At 72.1% G+C, this 20,365-nt stretch carries 15 protein-coding genes; 13 read left to right on the plus strand and 2 right to left on the minus strand.

Annotated features, from left to right (window positions below; all coding sequences use genetic code 11):
- Positions 1–6 precede the first annotated feature (6 nt).
- Positions 7–3,723, minus strand: a complete 3,717-nt coding sequence (locus tag ACIRF9_RS25980) for a hypothetical protein (protein ID WP_403826821.1) — start codon at positions 3,721–3,723, stop codon at positions 7–9.
- 179 nt (positions 3,724–3,902) lie between these two features.
- On the opposite strand from ACIRF9_RS25980, the gene ACIRF9_RS25985 reads away from it, so the two are divergent.
- From ACIRF9_RS25985 to ACIRF9_RS26045, 13 genes are all read left to right on the plus strand, one after another.
- The gene (locus ACIRF9_RS25985; RefSeq protein WP_403826824.1) at positions 3,903–5,477 is read left to right on the plus strand and encodes a phage tail sheath family protein; all 1,575 of its coding nucleotides are present in this window, start codon (positions 3,903–3,905) and stop codon (positions 5,475–5,477) included.
- A gap of 142 nt (positions 5,478–5,619) precedes the next feature.
- On the plus strand, positions 5,620–6,063 hold the full coding sequence (locus ACIRF9_RS25990; protein ID WP_403826827.1) for a phage tail protein: 444 nt from the start codon (positions 5,620–5,622) through the stop codon (positions 6,061–6,063).
- Positions 6,063–6,548, plus strand: coding sequence for a hypothetical protein (locus tag ACIRF9_RS25995; protein WP_403826830.1), 486 nt, complete (start codon positions 6,063–6,065; stop codon positions 6,546–6,548). Before ACIRF9_RS25990 ends, ACIRF9_RS25995 begins: the two co-directional genes overlap by 1 nt.
- Positions 6,545–6,688, plus strand: a complete 144-nt coding sequence (locus ACIRF9_RS26000; protein ID WP_264933507.1) for a DUF6760 family protein — start codon at positions 6,545–6,547, stop codon at positions 6,686–6,688. Before ACIRF9_RS25995 ends, ACIRF9_RS26000 begins: the two co-directional genes overlap by 4 nt.
- A gap of 12 nt (positions 6,689–6,700) precedes the next feature.
- Entirely contained in the window at positions 6,701–9,745 is a 3,045-nt protein-coding gene (locus ACIRF9_RS26005) for a hypothetical protein (RefSeq protein WP_403826833.1), read from the plus strand.
- 36 nt (positions 9,746–9,781) lie between these two features.
- On the plus strand, positions 9,782–10,219 hold the full coding sequence (locus ACIRF9_RS26010) for a phage tail protein (protein ID WP_403826836.1): 438 nt from the start codon (positions 9,782–9,784) through the stop codon (positions 10,217–10,219).
- Positions 10,216–11,040 carry a peptidase M23 gene (locus ACIRF9_RS26015; protein WP_403826839.1) on the plus strand — a complete coding sequence of 275 codons (825 nt, stop codon included), beginning with the start codon at positions 10,216–10,218 and terminating at the stop codon, positions 11,038–11,040. The genes ACIRF9_RS26010 and ACIRF9_RS26015 overlap by 4 nt, the downstream gene beginning before the upstream one ends.
- Positions 11,040–12,911, plus strand: a complete 1,872-nt coding sequence (locus tag ACIRF9_RS26020; RefSeq protein ID WP_403826842.1) for a VgrG-related protein — start codon at positions 11,040–11,042, stop codon at positions 12,909–12,911. The genes ACIRF9_RS26015 and ACIRF9_RS26020 overlap by 1 nt, the downstream gene beginning before the upstream one ends.
- A 47-nt stretch (positions 12,912–12,958) precedes the next feature.
- Positions 12,959–13,240, plus strand: coding sequence for a PAAR domain-containing protein (locus tag ACIRF9_RS26025; RefSeq protein ID WP_403826845.1), 282 nt, complete (start codon positions 12,959–12,961; stop codon positions 13,238–13,240).
- Positions 13,241–13,247: 7 nt separating this feature from the next.
- Positions 13,248–13,661 carry a GPW/gp25 family protein gene (locus ACIRF9_RS26030; RefSeq protein WP_079658064.1) on the plus strand — a complete coding sequence of 138 codons (414 nt, stop codon included), beginning with the start codon at positions 13,248–13,250 and terminating at the stop codon, positions 13,659–13,661.
- Positions 13,658–15,604: a putative baseplate assembly protein gene (locus tag ACIRF9_RS26035; RefSeq protein WP_403826848.1), complete on the plus strand. Its 1,947-nt coding sequence runs from the start codon at positions 13,658–13,660 to the stop codon at positions 15,602–15,604. The genes ACIRF9_RS26030 and ACIRF9_RS26035 overlap by 4 nt, the downstream gene beginning before the upstream one ends.
- Positions 15,605–16,162, plus strand: a complete 558-nt coding sequence (locus ACIRF9_RS26040; RefSeq protein WP_403826851.1) for a phage tail protein — start codon at positions 15,605–15,607, stop codon at positions 16,160–16,162.
- Entirely contained in the window at positions 16,159–17,457 is a 1,299-nt protein-coding gene (locus ACIRF9_RS26045) for an NADase-type glycan-binding domain-containing protein (RefSeq protein ID WP_403826854.1), read from the plus strand. The genes ACIRF9_RS26040 and ACIRF9_RS26045 overlap by 4 nt, the downstream gene beginning before the upstream one ends.
- Positions 17,458–17,567: 110 nt before the next feature.
- Here the strand turns inward: ACIRF9_RS26045 and ACIRF9_RS26050 are convergent, their stop codons facing one another.
- Complete coding sequence (locus ACIRF9_RS26050) at positions 17,568–20,285, minus strand: BTAD domain-containing putative transcriptional regulator (protein ID WP_403826857.1); 2,718 nt, start codon at positions 20,283–20,285, stop codon at positions 17,568–17,570.
- Between the last annotated feature and the right edge of the window lie 80 nt (positions 20,286–20,365).

The raw sequence follows: 20,365 nt of genomic DNA on the forward strand, positions 1-20,365 counted from the left end.
TACCCGTCAGACGAACTTGCGGAAGAGCGCTGCGATATCAGCCACGTGGGCGGCCTGGCCGGCGGCCGTCACGCGGTTGCCATTCTTGTCCACGCACAGAGGGTGGATGTCCGGCGACATGGCCGATCCGTCCCAGACCCATCTGGTCGCGACCGCGTGTGCTGCCTGCGCGGCCCCCTTGACGGTGGTCGCCCCGGTGAACGCGGTGCGGAGTTCGTTGTGGAACGTGGACGATCCCTCGGTCTTCTCCTGGCCCGACCGCCTCGGGTAGTAGACCGCCCCGACGTGCCCGTGCGGGACGCTGTACGGGCGCGCCGTGGTGTCTCCGGCACGCTTGTACTGGACGATCAAAGGTGCCGCCAACGCGGGACTGTACACAACCCGGAACGTCTCCGTGCGGAGTTGGTGCTGCAGGTCTATCCACTTCGGGCCTTCGACGAGATCTCTGGACGCGCGCTGGGTCACCTCAAGAATGTAGTCACTCGGCAGCCATTCATGATGGCCCTTCATCGCTCCACGGAACCTGTTCTTCAGGAAGTCGACGTTCTCCTGTTTCGTCCACGCCGCCTCGAGTTGCGGCATGCCGATCGAGCCGGTCACCGTGCCCTGAGTAACCGTCATAGGAGTGCCAGAGGCCATGTTCTTGAGGAACTGCACAATGCCGACCTGCGTCACCGCTATGCGCAGGATCGCCTCATCCGTCGGCAGACCGGCGATTTTGGCCAGTCGCACCCGCGGGTTGATGTGTCCCCAGATCTCGGCCTTCGCGCCCTGCTTTTCCAGTGTCACCTTCGAGACACCGGTCTGGCCGGCGAGCTGTGAGCCGAGCGCGGAGAGGGAACCGGCGCTGCCACCGGAAAGTCCGGGCAGGGTGAGTGTGCCGCTGGTCTTGTCGTATGCGGCGTCACCATGCTGGGTCAGCAGGGCCTTGGTGACCTGTTTCGGGTCGCCGCCGTTCTGGTGGATGGCCTGCCCGTCGGGCGCCTGCTCGATCTCCTTGGCGAGTTCGGGACTGACCTGGCCGATGGTGAGCTCAGCCGGTTCGACCAGCCGCCTGGGTACCTCGACATCCTTGCTTTCGCCTGGCTTTCCGGTTTCGCGCGCCTTGTCCTTGCTGGATTTGCCCTTCAGTTTTGCCCAGAGCTTCTTCGCTGTTTTCGCGATGAAGTCCACGATCTTGTCGATCGCCTTGTTGACCGGCTTGGCGACCGCGTGGAAGACCTGTTTGACCTTGTTGGCCAGGTTGCCGACGCCCAGGAGGGCGGCGAGGAAGCCGATGAGGACCGGGATGGAGGCGGCGAGGGCGCCCTCGATGAGGGCGGGGACGCCGCCTCCGCCGCCGCTTGCGATGGCGATGACCGCGTCCAGGATCGAGTTGACGAACTGGATGATCTGGGCGCCCTGGGTCACGACGAAGGTGACGATGTCGATGATGCCCTTGACGGCGCGGACGAAGGCGGAGGCCGGGTTGAGGAGGGAGATGATCCAGGTGATGCCGGCGACGATGACGGTGGGGATCAGGTAGGACGTCAGTTTCTGGAGGATCGTCGACTTCAGGTCGCCGACGGAGGCCTTGATGTGGTCCACCGCGCCTGCCGGGCCCTCCTTCTGGAGAGCCTGCGCGACGGGGACGGACTGTTCGGCCGCGGTGACCGCCCGGTCGGGGACGCCCTTGCGGGTGATGCGGGCGCGGATGTTGGCCCAGGTCAGCCCCAACATGCCGGCGATGAGCTGGATGATGCCCTTGAGGTCGAACTTGGCGGGGAGGTTCAGGCCCGCGCTGACCGCGGTGCCCAGCAGCCAGGAGATCAGACCCTTCTTCAAGTGGTCGGCGATGTTGCCCATGAACTGCTTCAGACCCGCGCCGACCGCGGTGACCAGGTTGCGCAGGAACCCGATGGGGTCCTTGATGATGTTCATGACCGCCGTGGCGGCCTTCGCCAGGACACCGAGCAGCATGTTCTTCAGCTCGATGATGGTCTGGATGACACCGACGACCGCGTCCTTGGCCTTGGCGATGAGGCCCTTGTTCTCCTCCTGGAGCTTCTTGATCTCGTCGTCGACCGCGTTCAGCGCCTGGGTGTACTTCTGGGCGAGATCCTGGACCAGTTGATCCGATTTCGCGTTGACGTCGGCTTCCAGCCCGTCGAACTTCTCCGTGAAGTCCTTGGCGGCGTCCTGGCCGAACTTCTTCAGGTCGGCGGGAAGCTTGTCGACCTCGGCCTTGAGTTCGGCCCGGCCGCGCGCGATGCGGTCTTTCGCCTTGCCGAGTTCGGTGCCGACGACATCGGCGATGGACGAGATGACCTGCTGCATCTGGGCGACGTAGAGCTTGCGCGACTCCTGGAAGAGCTGGTTGGCCTCCTCCGGCATGCCCGCGAACTTGTCCTTGACCCATTTGAGCTTGCCGGTCCAGCCGGAGTACCGCTTGTCCTTGTAGGCGTCCATCCGGCGTTTGTGATCCGCCGTGAACGCGTCCCGCGCGGCCTTCTCGCCGGCGGTGAACTTGTCGTCGACGAGTTTGTCGAGGCCCGACAGGGTCTTCTCGACGTCGGTCTTGGTGGCGTCGAAGACCTTCTGGAGACGGGCGGTGACCTCTGCCCGTTTGCGTTCGTCGGCTGACTTGGTGGCGCTCTTGCCGCCGTCGACCTGCTTGCCGGTGGCGGTCCGGGTGGCGGCCAGGCCGGTCATGGCCTGGGCGCCGGCGGCCGCCGCGCCCTGCTTGGCGGCGGCCAGTTGCTTGGCCTCGGCGCCGCGGGCCTGCCCCGGCGCCGCGGCGGAGTGCTTCTCGCCCTCCTTCTTGGCGCTGAGGGCGTCGGTGAACTGGGGCTCGTTGCTCTTGGCGAGCTGGTCCTCCGTCACCTCGGCGTCGGCCATCTGCTGGTTGACCTGAGCGGGGCCGCCGGAGAAGTCGGTGACCGTGTCGGGTTGCCTGGCAGGCACGGAGCCTGCCGGGTTCGGGGCGCCGAGGACGGGCGGGGGAGCGTCGGGGGTGAGCGGGGTGACCGGCTTGTCCTGGGCCTTGGACAGGTCCGGGGCTGCCTTGGTGGTGGAGTCGATCTCCTTGGCGGAGGCGGCCTTGCCCTGACTGACCTGGCCGCTGACCTGGCCCTTGACGGCCTCCGCCTTGCCGGACCCGGAGAAGTTGTCGGCCTCGTCGAGGTTCTTCGGCGCCTGGGCCGCGATGGCCTGGTTGACGGCGGCGATGAAGGCGGCCTTGTCGAACGTGCCGGGTTTGGCGGCGTTCATCTTCTCGGCCTGAGCCGCCTTGCCCTGGGCCTGCTTGTCGTCCGGCGGGGCCACGGCGGCGTCCTGCGCGGCCTTCGACTCCGTGGCGGCGGGGGCGTGCCGGGAGGCCGCGGTCTTCTTCGCCCGCACCTCGGACTTCAGATCCTGGAAGGCGGGCGACGCGGACGGCGGCGGTTTGACCGGCGGAGCCGGGGCGTCCGTGGGAGGCGCGGCCGCGGCCTGGCGTTGCACGACCAGCCGGGCCACCGCAGTGTTCCCCACCCCCGCCTGCAGCAGACGCAACTGCTGCGGGGTGAGGCCCGTCGGAGGGGCGGTCTCCGGCCCGGTCGCCGTGGTGGGTGAGGTGGATTCCTCGGCCGTGGACCGGGCCTGGACCGTGGCAGGGGCTGCCGGGACCGCCGGCGCCGCGCTGGTTTTCGCGTTGGCCTTCGCGTTGGTCCTCGCGCTGGTCTTTTTGTCCGGCGCTGCCTTCATGGCTGCAAGTGTTCGGGTTCGTGGCCACTCGTACACGAGAAGGGTGGGTACGGCCGGGGGAAGGACGACGTGCCTGATCGGGCAGTGGGCTGTGCACCGCGCCGCGGACGACGACACGTTCCAGGTGATCGCGGCCGGAGTCAGAATCTGGTTCGGCCGCAGGTCAAGGAGGAGTTGATATGCCGTCGTATCTGTCCCCGGGCATCTACGTCGAAGAAGTGGAGGCCGGGGCGCGACCGATCGAGGGAGTGGGCACCTCGGTCGCCGCGTTTCTCGGCTTCGCCCCGCAAGGGCCCCTGAACGAGCCGACGCTCGTCACCAACTGGAGCCAGTACGTGGGTGTCTTCGGCGACTTCGTCGAGGGTTCCTACCTGGCGTCCGCCGTGTACGGGTACTTCGCCAACGGGGGCGGGAACTGCTACGTCGTCCGGATCGGAGACGGCGGGAACGGCGTCGCGGGAGAGCTCCCGAACGGGACCGCCGGCGCGACGGCGGACGGGGCGTCCGCCGCCGAGGCGCTGCTCGGCGGATTCCGGGTCCGCGCCCTGCCGGGCGTCACCGGTGAGATCACCGTCGAGGTCGGCGGGGCGGACGGCGAGGCGCCGCCGAACGAGGCGTTCAAGCTGGTGGTCAAGGTGGACGGGGAGGAGAAGGAGACCTACCCCTCGGTGTCCACCCGCCGCGGCAAGGACAACGTCGTCACCAAGGTCAAGGAGAAGTCGCAGCTCATCGTCCTGGAGGAGGTCAGCCGGGCCGCCGCGTCGACCAAGCCCGACACCGGTACGGTCGTCCTCGCCGCCAAGTCCGGCACGGCCCCCGCCCCGGCCGGGTCCGGCACGGTCGCGGTGTCGGCCGACCACTACATCGGCGACGCGGACGAGCGGACGGGCTTCGGCGGTCTCGAGGCCATCGACGAGATCACGATGGTGGCCGTGCCCGACCTGATGAGCGCCCACCAGCGCGGCATCATCGACGCCGAGACCGTCATCTCCGTGCAGCAGGCCCTGATCGCCCACTGCGAGTTGATGGGCGACCGGGTCGCCATCCTGGACGCTCCCCCCGGGCTGTCGCCGCAGCAGATCAAGAACTGGCGGATGGACACGACCGGCTTCGACTCGAAGTTCGCGACGCTCTACTACCCGTGGATCAAGGTCTTCGACCCGTCGGTCGGCCGCAACTCCTTCGTCCCGCCGAGCGGACACATAGCCGGGGTGTGGGCGCGCAACGACGAGTCGCGCGGTGTGCACAAGGCGCCGGCGAACGAGGTCCTGCGGGGCGCGGTCGGTCTCCAGACGCAGATCACCAAGGGCGAGCACGACCTGCTGAACCCGATCGGCGTCAACTGCGTCCGCTCCTTCCCGGGCCGCGGGATCCGGGTGTGGGGTGCCCGCACCCTCTCCTCCGACCCGGCCTGGCGCTATCTGAACGTACGCCGGCTCTTCAACTACCTGGAGGAGTCGATCCTGACGGGTACGCAGTGGGTCGTGTTCGAACCGAACGACGACGCCCTGTGGGCGCGTATCCGACGCACCATCTCGGCGTTCCTGGTCAACGAGTGGCGCAAGGGCGCGTTGTTCGGGCTGACCCCGGACGAGGCGTTCTACGTCAAGTGCGACCGGGAGACCAACCCCGCCGAGAGCATCGACGCCGGCCAGGTCATCTGCGAGGTCGGGGTCGCTCCGGTCAAGCCCGCGGAGTTCGTGGTGTTCCGGCTGGCACAGCTGTCGGGCGGCACGGGATCGGTCGACGAGTAGTCACACCGCCGCAGAACGGCAGGCGGGTCATGGCCCGAAGGCAGTGGGCCGCCCGCAGATCGGCGCAGGTCGGTCCCGGGGCGGTGGAAGACCGCCGCTCCCCACACGAGTTGAGTTCACGAGTTGAGCTTTGGAGGCTGGGATGGCACTCCCCGAACTTGACAGCTCTGTCGGCCACTCCTTCGGGCTGGAGTTCGACGGCGTGGTGATCAAGCAGATCACCGAGGTCAGCGGCTTGAAGATGGAACAGGACGTCATCGAGCTCAAGCAGAACACCACCGACGGAAAGTACGCCGTCAAGAAGCTGCCGGGCCGGCCCAAGGCCGGCGAGGTCACCGTCACCCGCGGTCTGACCGAGGACAACAGCTTCGAGGCGTGGATCAAGTCGTCCCGGTTCGGGAAGATGGGCGACGCCCGCAAGAACGGCGCGATCATCGTCTACGACTACGAGGGCATGGCGATCAAGCGCTACCAGTTGATCAACGCCTGGCCGAAGTCGCTGGAGATCGGCACCCTCAAGGCGGGCGACACCTCGGTCCTCACGGAGAAGCTCGCGATCACTTACGAGAGCATGGAAGTTGAGTGATGCGCAGGGGAACGCCCGCTCCGGTGCGGCAGGCGGCGCAGCCGTCCCCGGGCGCACCGGAGCAGAACCACACGGGGGGACAGCGCGAGAGCGTGAGTGGTGCGGGGCCTGAGCGGCTCCGCACCGAGTTCCCCTTCGAACTGCCCCGGGGATACGTGGACGATTCCGGCACCGTCCACCGGCACGGTGTGATGCGGCTGGCCACCGCGCGGGACGAGCTCATCCCGCTGCGGGACGACCGGGTGCGGGAGAACTCCGCGTACCTGTCGGTGGTCCTGATCGCCCGGGTGATCACCCGGATCGGCACCGTCGAGGACGTGCACGCGGGCATCATCGAAGACCTGTTCGCCTCGGACCTCGCCTTCCTCCAGGACTTCTACCGGCGGATCAACGCGGAGGGCCACACCCGCGCCGCGGTCACCTGCCCTTCCTGCCAGGAACACTTCGCCGTGGACCTCGCCGGGGGCCGCCTGGGGGAATCGTGACGTACGCGGTCGACCGCCTCTACGAGGAGATCGCGTACCTGGCCTATCACTTCCACTGGCCGCTCGAAGAGCTGCTCGATCTGGAACACCCCGAACGGCAGCGGTACGTCGAGCAGATCGCCCGTCTCAACGGGCGGTGAGAGGACACCGAGATGGGACTGCTGTCCTGGCTGACGAGGAACGGTGAAGGCTCGCGGGGCGCCACGGAGCCCGGGACGCCGGCGCGCGCCGACGCCGGGACCACGCCACCCGGACCGGACGGGGCGGACGGGGCGACGTACGCGCAGGTCACGGCCGGGTGGCGGTCGACGCCACCCGTGCAACGGACCCTGAGCGCGCCCATGGGGCTGCTCACCGACCCCCGCCGGTTCGGCGGGCGGCTGGGTACCTGGCAGGACCCCACCGTCACCGGACCGCTCGGCCATCTCGTCAGCCCGCAGGCGCCGTCCGGCGTCGGCCACGGACTCGCGGAACCCATGATGCCGGTGCAGCGGACGGGCGTTCGGCCGGAGGCGCATGCCTCCGGCGTCTCTCGGGGCGCGCAGGATCCCGTGCAGGCGTGGGCGGACGAGCCCGGTGTGGCGGCGGCCGGTGACCCCATCGTCTCCCGGTCGGTGTCCCCGGCCCCGGGCACGGCCCCGGTCACGGCACAGCACCCGGACCCGAACTGGGGCGCGGGCCGTGGCTCGTCGGTTCCGGACGGCGTACGGGCGGTGATACCGGCGCCGCTTCCCCTGGTGCCGCTCCAGCGGGCGACTGTTCCGTCGACCGGGGCGGAGCCGGACATGGCATCGCCCGCCCCGGTGACGGTCATGCGGGTACGGTCCCTCCCGGCAGCTCCCGCGCCCGCCACCCGCCCCTTGGTCGTCGCGGAGCCACCGGACGTACCGGCGCGGGAACTCACGGCGCTCCCTCCGTCCGAGCCGGACGCGGACCCCGGCCCCCTGGCCCCGGGCACCCCGGACGAGCCCGTCGCCGAGCTGCTCGCCACGCCCGGCCCGCCTGCCGGGCAGGACGAGGAGGGCGGTGTCGTCCAGCGAACCGAAGCGCCGGTCGCCGACCTGCCGAGGGCAGTACGGGACACGGCCCCGCTCCCACTCGCCACGCCGCGCACCGGTACGCCCGCCGCCCCGAGTCCGGACGCCGCCCCCACCGCTCCGCTCATCGGCGGCGGGGACGGCGCCGGGCCTGCCGTACAGCCCTCCGTGCAGCCCGTTGTGCAGCGTGACGTCGCGGTCCCGTCGCGTCCGCGTCATCGGGGTCTCGGCGAGCCGCTCGCCGCGCTGCCGCCCACCGCCCTGCCGCTGCCGGGTCCGGTGGCGCCGTCGGCAGACTCTGCCGTGCCCCCTTCCGTCTCCTCCGTCGCGCACGTCTCCCGAGCCGTGGAGGTTCCGGAGACACCGGCGGTCCCGGAGGAACTGCGCGTCCCGCACGCTCCGGAAGAGCCGCCGGTGCAGGAACTAGCGGCAGGCCCGGTTGAGTTCGGGGTGCCGTCGCCCGACGGCGAGGGCACCGCGCCGCTGCTCGGCGACACGCCACCACTGACCACGGACCCGGTGGACCTCGGCACAGGGCTCTCGCCGGAGACGGCGACCGGTGCCGGTGCCGGTGCGGTGGAAGTCGGCCCGATGCCCGCAAGGGGAGCCGGCCGAGGCTCGGGCACCGGTCCAGGTCCAGGTCCAGTATCGGATGCCGTCTCCGGACCCGTCTCTGGACCCGCCGCCGCGTCGCCGGGGCCGCTCGCGGTGCAGCGACTCGACGTTCCCGGCGGCCCGTCCCCCGCACCCCCGTCGACGGATGCGACGCCCGTACCCCCGTCGACCGACGCGACGCCCGCAGCCCCCTCGACCGATGCGACGCCCGTGCAAGCGGAGGCCGACCCGGCACCGCTGCTCGGTGACGCCGAACCGCTCGTGGTGAGTGACACGGTGGTGCTCGAGGCGCCCGGCCCGGGAGAGATGGTGACGGCCTCGACGCCCATGCCGATGCGGCGGCTGGACGCCGTGGACGAGGCCACGCTTCCCGGCACGGTGCCCGAGGCGGGGGGCGGTGCCGGGTCGGTGACCCGGGGTGCCGGACCCGTGTTCCCGCTGGTGGCACAGCGGTCGCTGCCTCTCTACACGGTGCCGGAACCGGCACGGTCCGCCGAGGCGCCGGTCGCATCCGAGCCTCCCGACGCGGTCCCGGTCCGATGGGAGCCGGTCGGGGGCGGGTCGTACGCCCCGGGGGCCGGCCGGTCCGGAGGCAGTGCCGGGCCCACCGACGCCGTATCCGACAGCTCCGGCGGCTACGGCGACCACGGCGGCCCTCGCAGTGGACATACCGCGACCGGCGGCGGCAGCGCGTACCCCGGCGCCGCCTCCGGCCACGCGGGTGGCGTCGCACAGCGGGCGGTGGGTGGCGGTCCGGCGGCCCTCGCCGACGGCGCCCCGCCCGCCTGGTCCTACGGCGACACCGGCCGCCCCGGAGTCTCTGGGCTTCCCGGCCTTTCCGGACTCCCCGGCCTTCCCGGTGTCTCCGGATTTCCCGCTGCCTCCGGTGTCTCCGGGCTCCCCGGCGTTCCAGGCGTTCCCGCCCTCCCCGCCCTCCCCGGCGTCTCCGACCTCCCCGGGCCCCCAGGATTCCCCGGCGGCTCAAGCGCCGGTGCCGTACTCCCCGATCTCGCCCCCCACTCGTCCCCCCGGGCGTTTCAAGGCCCGGGCCCTCTAGGCCCCGCGGTCCCGCTGCAGCGGCTCGAGACGGTGCCCGGCGTCGCTCCGCCGGCCGTGAGCCACTCTGCCCCGACGGCGCCCCTGTCCCCACCCCTTCGGGGACAGGCGCCGTCGGTCTCCAGTGCGTCGCCCGGCGTCAGCGCGGGGGCCGCGGCGGTCGCCGCCGGGGTGGCCCGGTGGATGCCGGACGGCTCCGTGGAGTTCACCGCGCCCTCCGTGCAACGCGCCGAGGACGGCCCGCCGCCCACCGACGCGCCCACCGACCCGTCGGCGCAGCCCGAGCCGTCCGACGCCACGGCACCACCGGCCGTCGCCGACGGCTCCCCGGCCTCGGCCGCCACCCCGGCGAAGACAGGCGGGACCGGCGCCCTCAAGGTCACGGACGAACTCGTCCGAGCCCTGGTGGCCCCCCTCAGCAGGCTGCTCAGGGCGGAGCTGCGCATCGAACGTGAACGCGCCGGGACCCTGCTCCACACCCGGCATTGACAGAGCACCGGCACCGACAGAAAGGCAGGGCATCCGATGTCCACGACCCAGGACCCGGCGGTCACGGTCTGCTTCGTCGTCACGATCGACGGGATCGAGCTGGGGTCGTTCAACACCTGCGAGGGGCTGGGCTGCGAGGTGGTGCTCGAACCCCGCGAGGAGGGCGGCAACAACGGCCACGTCTGGCAGTTGCCGACGCGCCTGAAGTACCCCAACGTCAAGCTCTCCCGGCCGCTGACCAAGGACACCCAGAAGGTGGCCAAGTGGTTCGCCAGCATGACCACCGGGTTCGCCCGCAAGACCGCGCACATCGAGGCGCGTACCGGCGACGACATCATGGTCGCCCGCTGGGGCCTGCTGGAGGTGGTGCCGGTGCGCTGGACCGGGCCGTCGTTCAATCCCGAGTCGCCCAAGGTCGCCACGGAGACCATCGAGATCGCGCACCACGGGTTCACGATGGAGCCCGGAGCATGAGCGGGCCCGTGGCGTTCAGCGCGGCAGGCGGCGGGAAGTCGGCGTCGGCCGCGGGCGGCAACGCGCGGCCCAAGCTGGAGCACGCCTACCTCGAACTGCGCACCCCGCCCTCGGGCGGCAGCCTCACCCCCGGTGGACCCTGCGGCCGGATCGACTTCCAGTTCAATCCCAAGGAACTCAGCCTGGGCAAGTCGGCGTCCTGGAAACGTACCCCCGCCAAGGGCGCCAAGAGCGCGGGCCCGCCGGAGTACCAGGGGCCGCAGCCCAGCAAGCTCACCGTCGAGATGTTCTTCGACGCGAGCGACACCCAGGACACCAGTGTCGTGAAGGCCGTGGAGAGCCTGTTCGCCTGCTGCGTGCCGACCAACGAGACCCGGCAGGCGCAGCGGTCGTCGCCGCCCTGGGTGGTCTTCCACTGGGGCGGCATCACCGGCTTCCCCGGCTACGTCAGCCAGGTGCAGGTCAAGTACACGCTGTTCACCACGTCCGGGGTGCCGATCCGCGCGGTGTGCCAGGTGACGATGGAGGAGATCAGCGGGGAGACGGCCGGCCAGAACCCGACCTCGGGGGCGCTCACCGCCCGCCGGGTCCACCGGCTTCGCGCGGGCGACACGCTGCAGGGCCTCGCCTGGGCCGAGTACGGCGACGCGGGGGCCTGGCGGGCCATCGCCGAGGCCAACGGCATCGACGATCCGATGCGGCTGGCCGAGGGGCGGGAACTGCTGCTCCCCTCGGCCGACGAACTGGACACGGTGCCGGGCGGGACGGCGGAGCCCGCCGGGTACGGGGCCGGGGCGTCCGGCGGCCGGAGGGACGTCTGATGGCCCATGACACCGTCGCCAAGATCCTGGTCATGGAGGTCGGCGGGACCAGGCTCCCCGCCGACCTCGCCAACACCCTGGTGGACGGCTACGTCGACGACAGCCGCACCCTGCCCGACACGTTCGTCCTGCGGTTCCGCGACCCCAGCCGGGTGCTGCTCGACAAGGCCGGTATCAAGATCGGCTCCGAGGCGCGGCTGCTGGCCTCGTCCGGCGCGGGCGGCTCGCCGAAACCGCTGCTCAAGGGTGAGGTGACCGCGCTCGAGCTGGACTTCGACGAGACCGGCACGTTCACCGTGATCCGCGGGATGGACAAGGCGCACCGGCTCTTCCGGGGCCGTAAGGTCGCCGCCTACCAGAACATGACGGTCGCGGACATCTGCCGCCGCGTCGCCCAGCGCGCCGGGCTCGGCACGGGGACGATCGACGTCTCGGGGCCGGTCCTCGAACACGTCGCCCAGGCGAACGTCTCCGACTGGGAGTTCGTCCGCGACCTGGCCGAGGACGCCGGAGCACAGGCCTATGTGATCGACGGCGCCCTGCATGTCACCAGGCCCACCGCGGCGTCCGGGGCGCCCGGCTCCGCGGCCCGCGCCGACCGTGACCCGCTCGTCCTCGAACTCGGGAAGAACCTGGTGCGCTGCCGCGCCGGGGTGACCGCCGCCGAGCAGGTCTCCCAGGTCCAGGTGCGCGGCTGGGACCCCAAGACCAAGCGGGCCCTGGTCGGCACGGCGGAGGCGGGCAAGGCGGACACCGTCCAGCTGGGCATCGCCCCGGCGGACGCGGCGCGCCCCTTCGGCAAGGCCGACTACCTCGTCACCGACAACACCTACGGCGCGCAGGCCCGCGTCGAGCAGGTCGCCAAGGCGCTGGCGCAGCGGATCGCCGGGTCGTTCGCCGAGATGGAGGCGGTCATCCAGGGCAATCCCGATGTGCGGGCCGGCGGCGCGGTCGCGCTGTCCGGGGTCGGCGCCCCGTTCGAGGGCCGGTACACCGTCACCGCCTCCCGGCACGTCTTCGACGCCCAGCGCGGCTACGAGACCTGGGTGACCGTCTCGGGCCAGCAGGAACGCTCCCTGTCGGCGCTGGCCGGGCACGCCGGGGGCCGGGCGGGCCGGCTCCCCGAGGTGGACGGCGTCGTCATCGGGCTGGTCTCCGACACCAAGGACCCGGACAAACTCAGCCGCGTCAAGGTCAAGTTCCCCTGGCTGTCCGACGACTACGTCAGCGACTGGGCCCGCTGCGCGCAGACCTCCGGCGGCGGGGGCAAGGACGGCAAGGGAACCTCCGCGTTCGTCCCGGAGGTGAACGACGAGGTGCTGGTCGGGTTCGAGCAGGGCCGCCTCGACCGCCCGTACGTACTCGGCTCTCTCTTCAACGGGCAGGACAAACCGTCCACGGCGAGCGGTGAGCTGATCGACGGGACCAGCGGCGCCGTCAACCGGCGGTCGTTCTCCTCCCGCAGCGGCAACCAGCTGGAACTGCTCGACAACGCCTCCGGACCGCAGGGCGTGAAGGTGGTCACCGGCGACGGCAAGCTCACCATCGACCTCGACCGCAAGGGCACCAAGATCATCGTGCACAGCGACGGCACGGTGGAGATCGACGCCAAGGACAAGGTCACCGTGAAGGCGGGCAACGGCGCGCTGATGGACGCGGGCAACGGCACCCTCGAACTGACCGGCAAGTCGGTGAAGGTGACCGCGCAGACCGGCGTCCAGGTGGACGGCGGCAGCGGCCAGGTCGGGCTCAAGACGAGCGGGGGAGTGGAGGTGAAGGGCAGCCAGGTCGCGGTCAACGGCACCGCGCGCACGGAGATCAAGGGCGGGGCGACCTGCACGATCAACGCGGGCCTGGTCCGGATCAACTGACGACCACGACGAAGAACCGCAAGCCGACGAAAGAAGGAGCCTCCGCCATGCCACCCGCCGCCCGCGTCGGCGATCCCACCGGCCACCCGGGGACGGTCGGCCCGCCCGGTGCCCCCACCGTCCTCATCGGCGGCATGCCCGCCGCCACCGTCGGTACCACCCATATGTGCGCCTTCCCGCCGCCCGCCGTGCACCCGCCGTCCGTGATCATTCCGCCGGGGTGTCCCACCGTCCTGATCAACGGCAAGCCCGCCGCCCGCATCGGTGACACCGCCGCCTGCGGGGCCCCGATCGTCGCGGGCTGCCCGACCGTCCTGATCGGCGGGTGACCGGCTGATGGGACAGCAGTTCGTCGGCGCGGGCTGGGCCTTCCCGCCGCGCACCGACGCCACCGGGAGCATCGCCCTGGTACGCGGCGAGCGGGAGATCGAGGAATCGATCCGGCTCGTGCTCGCCACCTCTCCGGGGGAGCGCCCCATGCGGCCGGAGTTCGGCTGCGCCATCCACGACTACGTGTTCGCCCCCGCCGACGCGAGCACCGCGGGCCAGGTCGCCTACGAGATCCGGCTCGCCCTGGACCGCTGGGAGCCGCGGATCGAGGTCGTGGGCATCGACGTCCGGTTCGACGCGGTGGAGGACGGCGTGCTGTACATCGACATCAGCTACACCGTGCGCGGCACGAACGACCCCCGCAACCTCGTGTTCCCGTTCTACGTGATCCCCGCGCACGAGGAAGGAACGGGTCCGTGACGCTCCCCAGCCCCAATCTCGACGACCGGAAGTTCCAGGGACTCGTCGACGACGCCAAGCGATTCGTCCAGCAGCGGTGCCCCGAGTGGAGCGACCACAACGTCTCCGATCCGGGCGTGACCCTGATCGAGGCGTTCGCCACGATGGTCGACCAGCTCCTCTACCGGATCAACCGTGTGCCGGAGAAGAACTACCTGGCCTTCCTCGACCTGATCGGTGTCCGGCTGCACCCGCCCACCGCCGCCCGCACGGACGTCACGTTCTGGCTCTCCGCGCCGCAGCCCGAGACCGTCCGGGTCAGGGCCGGCACCGAGGTCGCCACCGTGCGCACCGAGACCGAGGAGGCGGTGGTGTTCACCACCGTCCGCGATCTGCCGATCGTGCCGTGCGGGCTGACCCGGCTGGCCACCTGCCCCGCCGGAGGCGGCGCCGACGACCGTACGCAGGAACTCGCCCTCGGCCGTGACGTGCCCTGCTTCGACACGGAACCCGCCCCTGGCGACGCCCTGTACGTCGGTCTGACCAACCCCGTCCCGGCCGGGGTCGTCGTGCTGCGGCTGGACTGTCGGGTGGACGGCGTCGGCGTCGACCCGCGGCGCCCGCCGCTGCGCTGGGAGGCGTGGGACGGCACGGCCTGGGCGCGCTGTGACGTCGAGGAGGACACGACCGGCGGCTTCAACCGCCCCGGCCAGGTGATCCTGCACCTGCCGGGCCGCCACACGGAATCCACCATCGCGCGCCAGACCGCGGGATGGGTGCGCTGCCGGCTGGTCTCCGCGGAGCCGGACCAGCCCACCTATCTGCAGTCGCCGACCATCCGTGAGGCCGAGGCATTCACCATCGGCGCCACCGTCGAGGCCGTGCACGCCGAAACGGTGACGGACGAGGTCCTCGGGCTCTCCGAGGGCGTGCCCGGCCAGTCCTTCCATGTCGCCCGGCCACCCGTCGTCCCCGGCGACGAGCCGTTCGTCGTGGAGGTGGCGGACGGCTCGGACTGGTCGCAGTGGCAGCGCGTCGACGACTTCGCCCACTCGGGCCCCGGCGACCGGCACCTGACGCTGGACCCGAACTCCGGCCGGATCGACTTCGGTCCGGCCGTGCGCGAGCCGGACGGGACGATCCGCTACTACGGCGCCGTGCCGGCCAAGGGCGCCCCGGTGCGGATCCGCGCCTACCGGACCGGAGGCGGCAGCCCGGGCAACGTCGCCAAGGGGACTCTGCGGGTGCTGCGCACCTCGCTGCCGTTCGTCGCGCGGGCCGAGAACCGGCGGGCCGCCGTCGGCGGGGTCGACGGGGAGACCGTGGAGAGCGCCAAGGTCCGCGGCCCCATGACACTGAGCACCCTGTACCGGGCGGTCGTCCCGCGCGACTACGAGGTGCTGGCGCGGGAGGTCGCCCCGGACGCGGCGCGGGTCGCCTGCGTACCCGCGGGCGAGGGCGAGGAGGGCGGCGTACGGCTGTTGCTGGTGCCGGCCGTGCGCAGCGACGAACAGGGACGGCTGCACTTCGACGACCTGGTGCCGCCGCGGGAGACGCTGCGGAGCCTCGCCGACTACCTGGACGAGCGCCGCACCATCGGCACCCGGCTGGTGGTCGAGCCGCCCTACTACCAGGGTGTCACCGTCGTGGCGTCCGTACTCGCGGCCCGCGGCGCGGCTGCCGACCCGGTCCGCACCGCGGCGCTGGCCGCCCTGTACGGCTATTTCAATCCGATCACCGGAGGACCGAGCGGTCAGGGCTGGCCGTTCGGGCGGCCGATCCACGCCGGCGAGGTGTACGCCGTCCTCCAACGGGTGCCGGGCGTCGACCTCGTCGAGGACGTCAGGCTCTTCCCGGCCGACCCGCTGACCGGGCAGCGCGCCGAGCCGGTCACCAGGATCGTGCTCGACCCGCACGCCCTCGTCTTTTCCTACGAGCACCAACTCCGAATGCGGGAGGCCTGAATGCGCGGAACAGTCGAGGGACTGCCCACGCCTCACCCACTCATCTACCAGCTCCCCGCCGTGTATCTGGGAGAGGACTTCATCCAGCGGTTCCTCGCGGCGCTGGACGACGTACTGGCGCCGACGCTGCTGACCATCGACAACCTCCCCGCCCATCTCGACCCGCGCACCGCCCCGGAGGACTTCCTGGCGTGGATGGGCGACTGGGTGGCCGCGGGCCCGTCCGACGGTCAGCCGGCCGGACAGCGCCGGGCCGCGGTTCTCGGGGCGGTGGAACGGCACCGCAGACGCGGCACGAGAGGCGGCCTCGCCGACGCCGTACGGCTGGAGTTCGGTGCGGAGGCGGAGATCGAGGAGACGGGCGCAACGTCGTGGTCCGAGACCGCGCGCAGCCCCCTGCCCGGGCCGGCCGGTGCTCCGCCCCGGGTCACCGTACGGGTGCGGGTGGCCGACCCGGACGCGGCGGGCGCGGAGCGGCTGCGGCGGCTGGTGGCCGGTGAGGTGCCGGCGCACGTCGGGTACGACACGGAACTGCTGCCCCTCGCGGACGCGTCATGAGCGGCCAGGGCGGGATGGTCTGCCCCGACTGCGGCCACCACAACGCGCAGGGCGCGGCGTTCTGCGCGTCCTGCAACACCTTCCTGGAGTGGGAGCAGAGCGGCGTCGGCGCCGCGAGCGGCGGCCAGGGCACGGGAACGGCGTCCCGCGCGGCCGTCGCGGAGCCCGCGGTGTCCGGCCCGGCGGCCCCGGGCCCCGTGACAGCGGACGCGGCCGGTTCCGGGCCGTCCGTCCAGGGAACCGCCACCGCCGGTCCCGCGCCGGAGCCGACGGCCACCCGGACCGCTTCCGTCCTGCCCCGGACGGAGAATTCGGCACCCGCTCCGACACAGCCCTCCGCTGTCACGCCGGAGCAGGCCGTCGCCCATCCGGCGGGCCCGTCCGCCCCCGCCGCGGCGGGGCCGGTCCGGCCGCGGACGCCGGCGGAACCCGGGGCCTCCGGCACCGTACGGCGGCCCGGTGAGCGGTCGGCGGACCCGGACGACGTGCCCGCGTCGCCGGGCACGCAGGACACCACCGCCACCGCGCCCCGCCCCGGGACCCCGGTCCACGACCTGATCTGTGCGGCCTGCGCGCACGCCAACCCCCGTACCCGCACCCTCTGTCTGCGCTGCGGCGCCGTGCTCAACGCGTCCATGGTGGAAGAGCAGCGGCTCTCGTGGTGGGCGCGACTGCTGCGGCGGCTCCGCCGCCGTCCGCCGCGTCGGCTCGCGGCCGGGCAGCGTCCTGCGGCCCGGGCCTGGCGACGGCCGAGCCTCGCGATCCCCCTCACGCTGGTCGTCCTGCTCGGCGGTGGCTACCTCGCCCGGCCCCACCTGAGCAGCCTCATCGACAGCGTCCGGGACCGTACGGCCAAACCCACCCCCGTGAACCCGAAGGCGGCGGAGGCGTCCAGTCATCTCGAGGCCCATGGGCCGAACCTGGCCTTCGACGGGGCGAACAACACCTACTGGGCGCCGGCGCCGGCCGGCGCGGGCACGGGGGAGGATCTGGAGGCGCGCTTCGAACAGCCCGTCACGCTCAAGACGGTCATCGTCCAGACCGGGGTCTCGGTCAACAAGGACGAGTTCCTCAAACAGGCCAGGCCGTCCGTCCTCGATGTCGAGCTGGGCGGACCGGGCGGTGAGGTCCGGAAGAAGCGGCTCAAGCTGGAGGACAAGCCGGGGCCGCAGACGCTGGACCTCGAAGGGAAGAACGTGAGCTCGGTGCGGTTCATCGTCCGGTCCAGTTACGGAGTCGAGGGGAAGGGCCGGCACACGGCGATCGTGGAAGTCGAGTTCTTCGGTCTGCGATGACGTCCGCCCGGGACGCGCGGGTGTCACGGTGTCGCCCCTCCCCGGTGGCGTCCGGCTCGCGACGCGCTCCGGAGCAGGCGGCCCGACGCCGCGCGCCCCGGAGCCCGTCGCTACATCGGATGGGAGAGCCCGCCGGACGGCGGGATCCCCAGGGAGGCCAGCATCGCCGAGTAGCCACGCCGGGCTCGCGCACTGTCGGCCGCGAGCCCCGCCGCGTCGCACGCTCGGATCAGGACCCGCCACGCGGCGTCGCGGTGCCCGTCGATCTCCAGGCAGCGTTCGGCGGCCTCCACGGCCTCCACGGGCCGGTTCCGTTCGAGACGTATCTCGGCCAGAGCCACGGCGGAGTTGGCCGCCTCCCGGCGCAGCCGCTCCCGGTCGGCGGCCACCCACTCGGCCTGCCCGTCCTCGGGCAGCAGCTCACCCGCGTAGTGGTCCAGGGCGATACGGAACGCGTCCGCCGCCTCCTCCGGCCGCTTCTGCGCCCGGGCCCGTCGGCCCTCGCGCACCGCACGCTCGAACGCCGCGACGTCGCTCACATCACCGGGCGCCAGCACCAGCCGGTAGGAGTCGCCCTGTCGCGCGATGAGCCGCGAACCGCCCCGGGGACGCTCCGGTTCCAGGAAGGAACGCAGACTGGAGACCGTCACCTGGAGGTTGTGCAGGGTGGACGGGGTCGTCACGCCGTCCCAGAACGCGATGATCAGATGGTCACGGTGGACCGCCTGGCCGGCGCGCACCGCGAGGAGCCGCAGGACCGCCTGGGCCCTGGGGCGCAGCTTCGCCCAGTCGTGCTCACGCCCGGCCAGGGTGAACTCGAAGCCACCGAGGCAACGCACCGTCAGGACCGGCGCCGACCGTGCTGCGAGGACGCGTCCGGACGCGGCGGTGTGGTATCCGCCGGCTTTGGTCCTGCCCGTTGCCGCTCCGCCGTCCCCGACCGGGCCGGCGGGCGCCGCGAGCGCGGTGAGCCAGGAGCGCAGCCCGGCCTCCGGCAGGTGCGCGGACCGGGCCGTCGACCAGGCGGCCTCCTGCAACTCGGCCCGGCTCGCCGCATCGGGCGCCGCCAGAGCCATCGCGCCCATGGCCAGCGCTCGTGCGCCCGGTACCCCCGCCGACCGGGCGAACGCTTCCGCCTGGGCGGCGCGCTGCCCCGCGTCCGGCAGGTCGTGCGCGACCTCCACGACCGCGAGGGCGGCTCGGCCCCACGCCTCCAGCGTGCCCCAGCCCAGCGCCCGGAACCGCCGTACGACGTCCTCCAACTCGCCGATGCCGGGGCGCCCCGTCCGCACCGAGCGCAGGCACACGGCCAGGGCGGCGAGCGCCGCCCCTTCGGCGTCGCCGAGCCGGGTGCACTCGTCCAGCACGACGACCGGCTGCCCGGAGTCCTCGGGATGCGGCCCCAGGCCCAGCAGACATCGGGCGGCCCGGCTCAGCCACAGGAGGTCCAGCCGTTCGGCGTCGTACGCGATCCGCTGGAGTTCCGGGTAGGGGATCGGCCTGGCCGGTCCTCCCGCCAGCACGGCCAGCGCCACCCGGACCAGTTGCCCGGACAGCGCGGCCAGGGCGTCGTCCGTCGCCTCCGCCAAGGCCCGGTGCAGGGTGGTGCCGGCCGTCCTGTCGCCGGTCAGGGCGGCGGCGATGCCCTGGACGAGGAGGGCGGCGGAGCCGCCGGAACCGCCCTCGGTGACGCGCCCGGCGGAGCGGTCGAGGTAGGTGTCCGGGGCGCCCGCGACGACGATGCGCAGCGGGTCGGGCCAGTCGGCGGACCCGAGGCGGCGGCGCACCGCCGAAGGCGGCGGTTCCTGATGATCGCCTGCGGCGGCGCAGGCGGCGGCCCGGCCGCGCAGCCGCGCCAGTTCGACGTCGGTCAGCGTGCTGGTGAGCCGTGCGCGCAGACACTCGCGGAGCAGGGGCTCGGCGACGTACGTCCGTCCGTCCGGGTCGGCGCGCAGGACCCCGTGCTCGTGGGCCAGGGACCACAGCATCTCGGCGCTGTCGGCCCGGCCGGTCAGCGCGTGGCAGGCGTCGGCGGTGAGCCGGCTCAGCAGACAGGTCTCCGTCAGGAACCGTCTGAGACGGTCGGGGAGCGGGGCGAGTACCTCCCGCTCCAGGTATTCGCGGCCGAACATCCCGTCGGCCAGGATCCGTTCCTGTCCCGTGCCGGGGCGGGCCGCCACGGCACGGGCGAACAGCCTCAGCGTCGCGGCCCTGCCGCCGGTGGCCCGGACCAGGGGCAGCGCGATTCCGGGGCGCAGCGCCGTGTCGTACAGGTGCGGGAACAGGTGCTCGACCTCCCAGGAGCGAAAACGCAGCGCGTCGGCGTTCACCACCGTCGCGCTCGACGCCTCCAGCGCGGCCACCGACAGCCCGGCGGCGGGGCGCGTCCCGATCAGCACCCGGGGGTGTGGCGGTGCCAGCTGGCCGAGCCGGACTACAAGCGCCCGTGCGGCCGCCGAGAGCAGGTGCATGTCATCAATGACGACCAGTCGCCCGACGGCTCCGCCGTCCCTGGCGTCTCGGCGCCGCGGCAGCTGTGGGGCCGTGCCGGGTGGTCCGGCGGAACCCGCCAACACGTCTGCCGGGTATCCGAGCGTGGTGAGCAACTCCCGCTGGTCGGCACCGGGCCGGGACTGATACCACGTCACCGGGCCCGGATGCGCCCTCGCCGCCTGAGCCAACAGCGCGGTCTTTCCGAAGCCGGGCGGGGCGACCACCAAGCCCAACGAGCAGTGGGTGAGCTGTTCGGTCAGACGGCCCCGGGACATGGCCTCAGAGGCCGGTATCCGGAATCCGGTCCACTGCTGAGCCGGTAACAGACTCGTCATATGCCCTCATCTCCGTGGTTCCCGGACGCTCTGACAGGGGTGTCCCATTTCGACTGTTTCTTCTTTTGTGCTGTTTTTTG

The sequence above is a fragment of the Streptomyces sp. NPDC096132 genome (assembly GCF_044763345.1).
In the GTDB taxonomy this organism is placed as follows: Bacteria; Actinomycetota; Actinomycetes; order Streptomycetales; family Streptomycetaceae; genus Streptomyces.

Coding starts and splice junctions, on each gene's coding strand:
- ACIRF9_RS25980 (WP_403826821.1), bottom strand. CDS start 3,723: ATGAAGGCAGCGCCGGACAAAAAGACCAGCGCGAGGACCAACGCGAAG.
- ACIRF9_RS25985 (WP_403826824.1), top strand. CDS start 3,903: ATGCCGTCGTATCTGTCCCCGGGCATCTACGTCGAAGAAGTGGAGGCC.
- ACIRF9_RS25990 (WP_403826827.1), top strand. CDS start 5,620: ATGGCACTCCCCGAACTTGACAGCTCTGTCGGCCACTCCTTCGGGCTG.
- ACIRF9_RS25995 (WP_403826830.1), top strand. CDS start 6,063: ATGCGCAGGGGAACGCCCGCTCCGGTGCGGCAGGCGGCGCAGCCGTCC.
- ACIRF9_RS26005 (WP_403826833.1), top strand. CDS start 6,701: ATGGGACTGCTGTCCTGGCTGACGAGGAACGGTGAAGGCTCGCGGGGC.
- ACIRF9_RS26010 (WP_403826836.1), top strand. CDS start 9,782: ATGTCCACGACCCAGGACCCGGCGGTCACGGTCTGCTTCGTCGTCACG.
- ACIRF9_RS26015 (WP_403826839.1), top strand. CDS start 10,216: ATGAGCGGGCCCGTGGCGTTCAGCGCGGCAGGCGGCGGGAAGTCGGCG.
- ACIRF9_RS26020 (WP_403826842.1), top strand. CDS start 11,040: ATGGCCCATGACACCGTCGCCAAGATCCTGGTCATGGAGGTCGGCGGG.
- ACIRF9_RS26025 (WP_403826845.1), top strand. CDS start 12,959: ATGCCACCCGCCGCCCGCGTCGGCGATCCCACCGGCCACCCGGGGACG.
- ACIRF9_RS26030 (WP_079658064.1), top strand. CDS start 13,248: ATGGGACAGCAGTTCGTCGGCGCGGGCTGGGCCTTCCCGCCGCGCACC.
- ACIRF9_RS26040 (WP_403826851.1), top strand. CDS start 15,605: ATGCGCGGAACAGTCGAGGGACTGCCCACGCCTCACCCACTCATCTAC.
- ACIRF9_RS26045 (WP_403826854.1), top strand. CDS start 16,159: ATGAGCGGCCAGGGCGGGATGGTCTGCCCCGACTGCGGCCACCACAAC.
- ACIRF9_RS26050 (WP_403826857.1), bottom strand. CDS start 20,285: ATGACGAGTCTGTTACCGGCTCAGCAGTGGACCGGATTCCGGATACCG.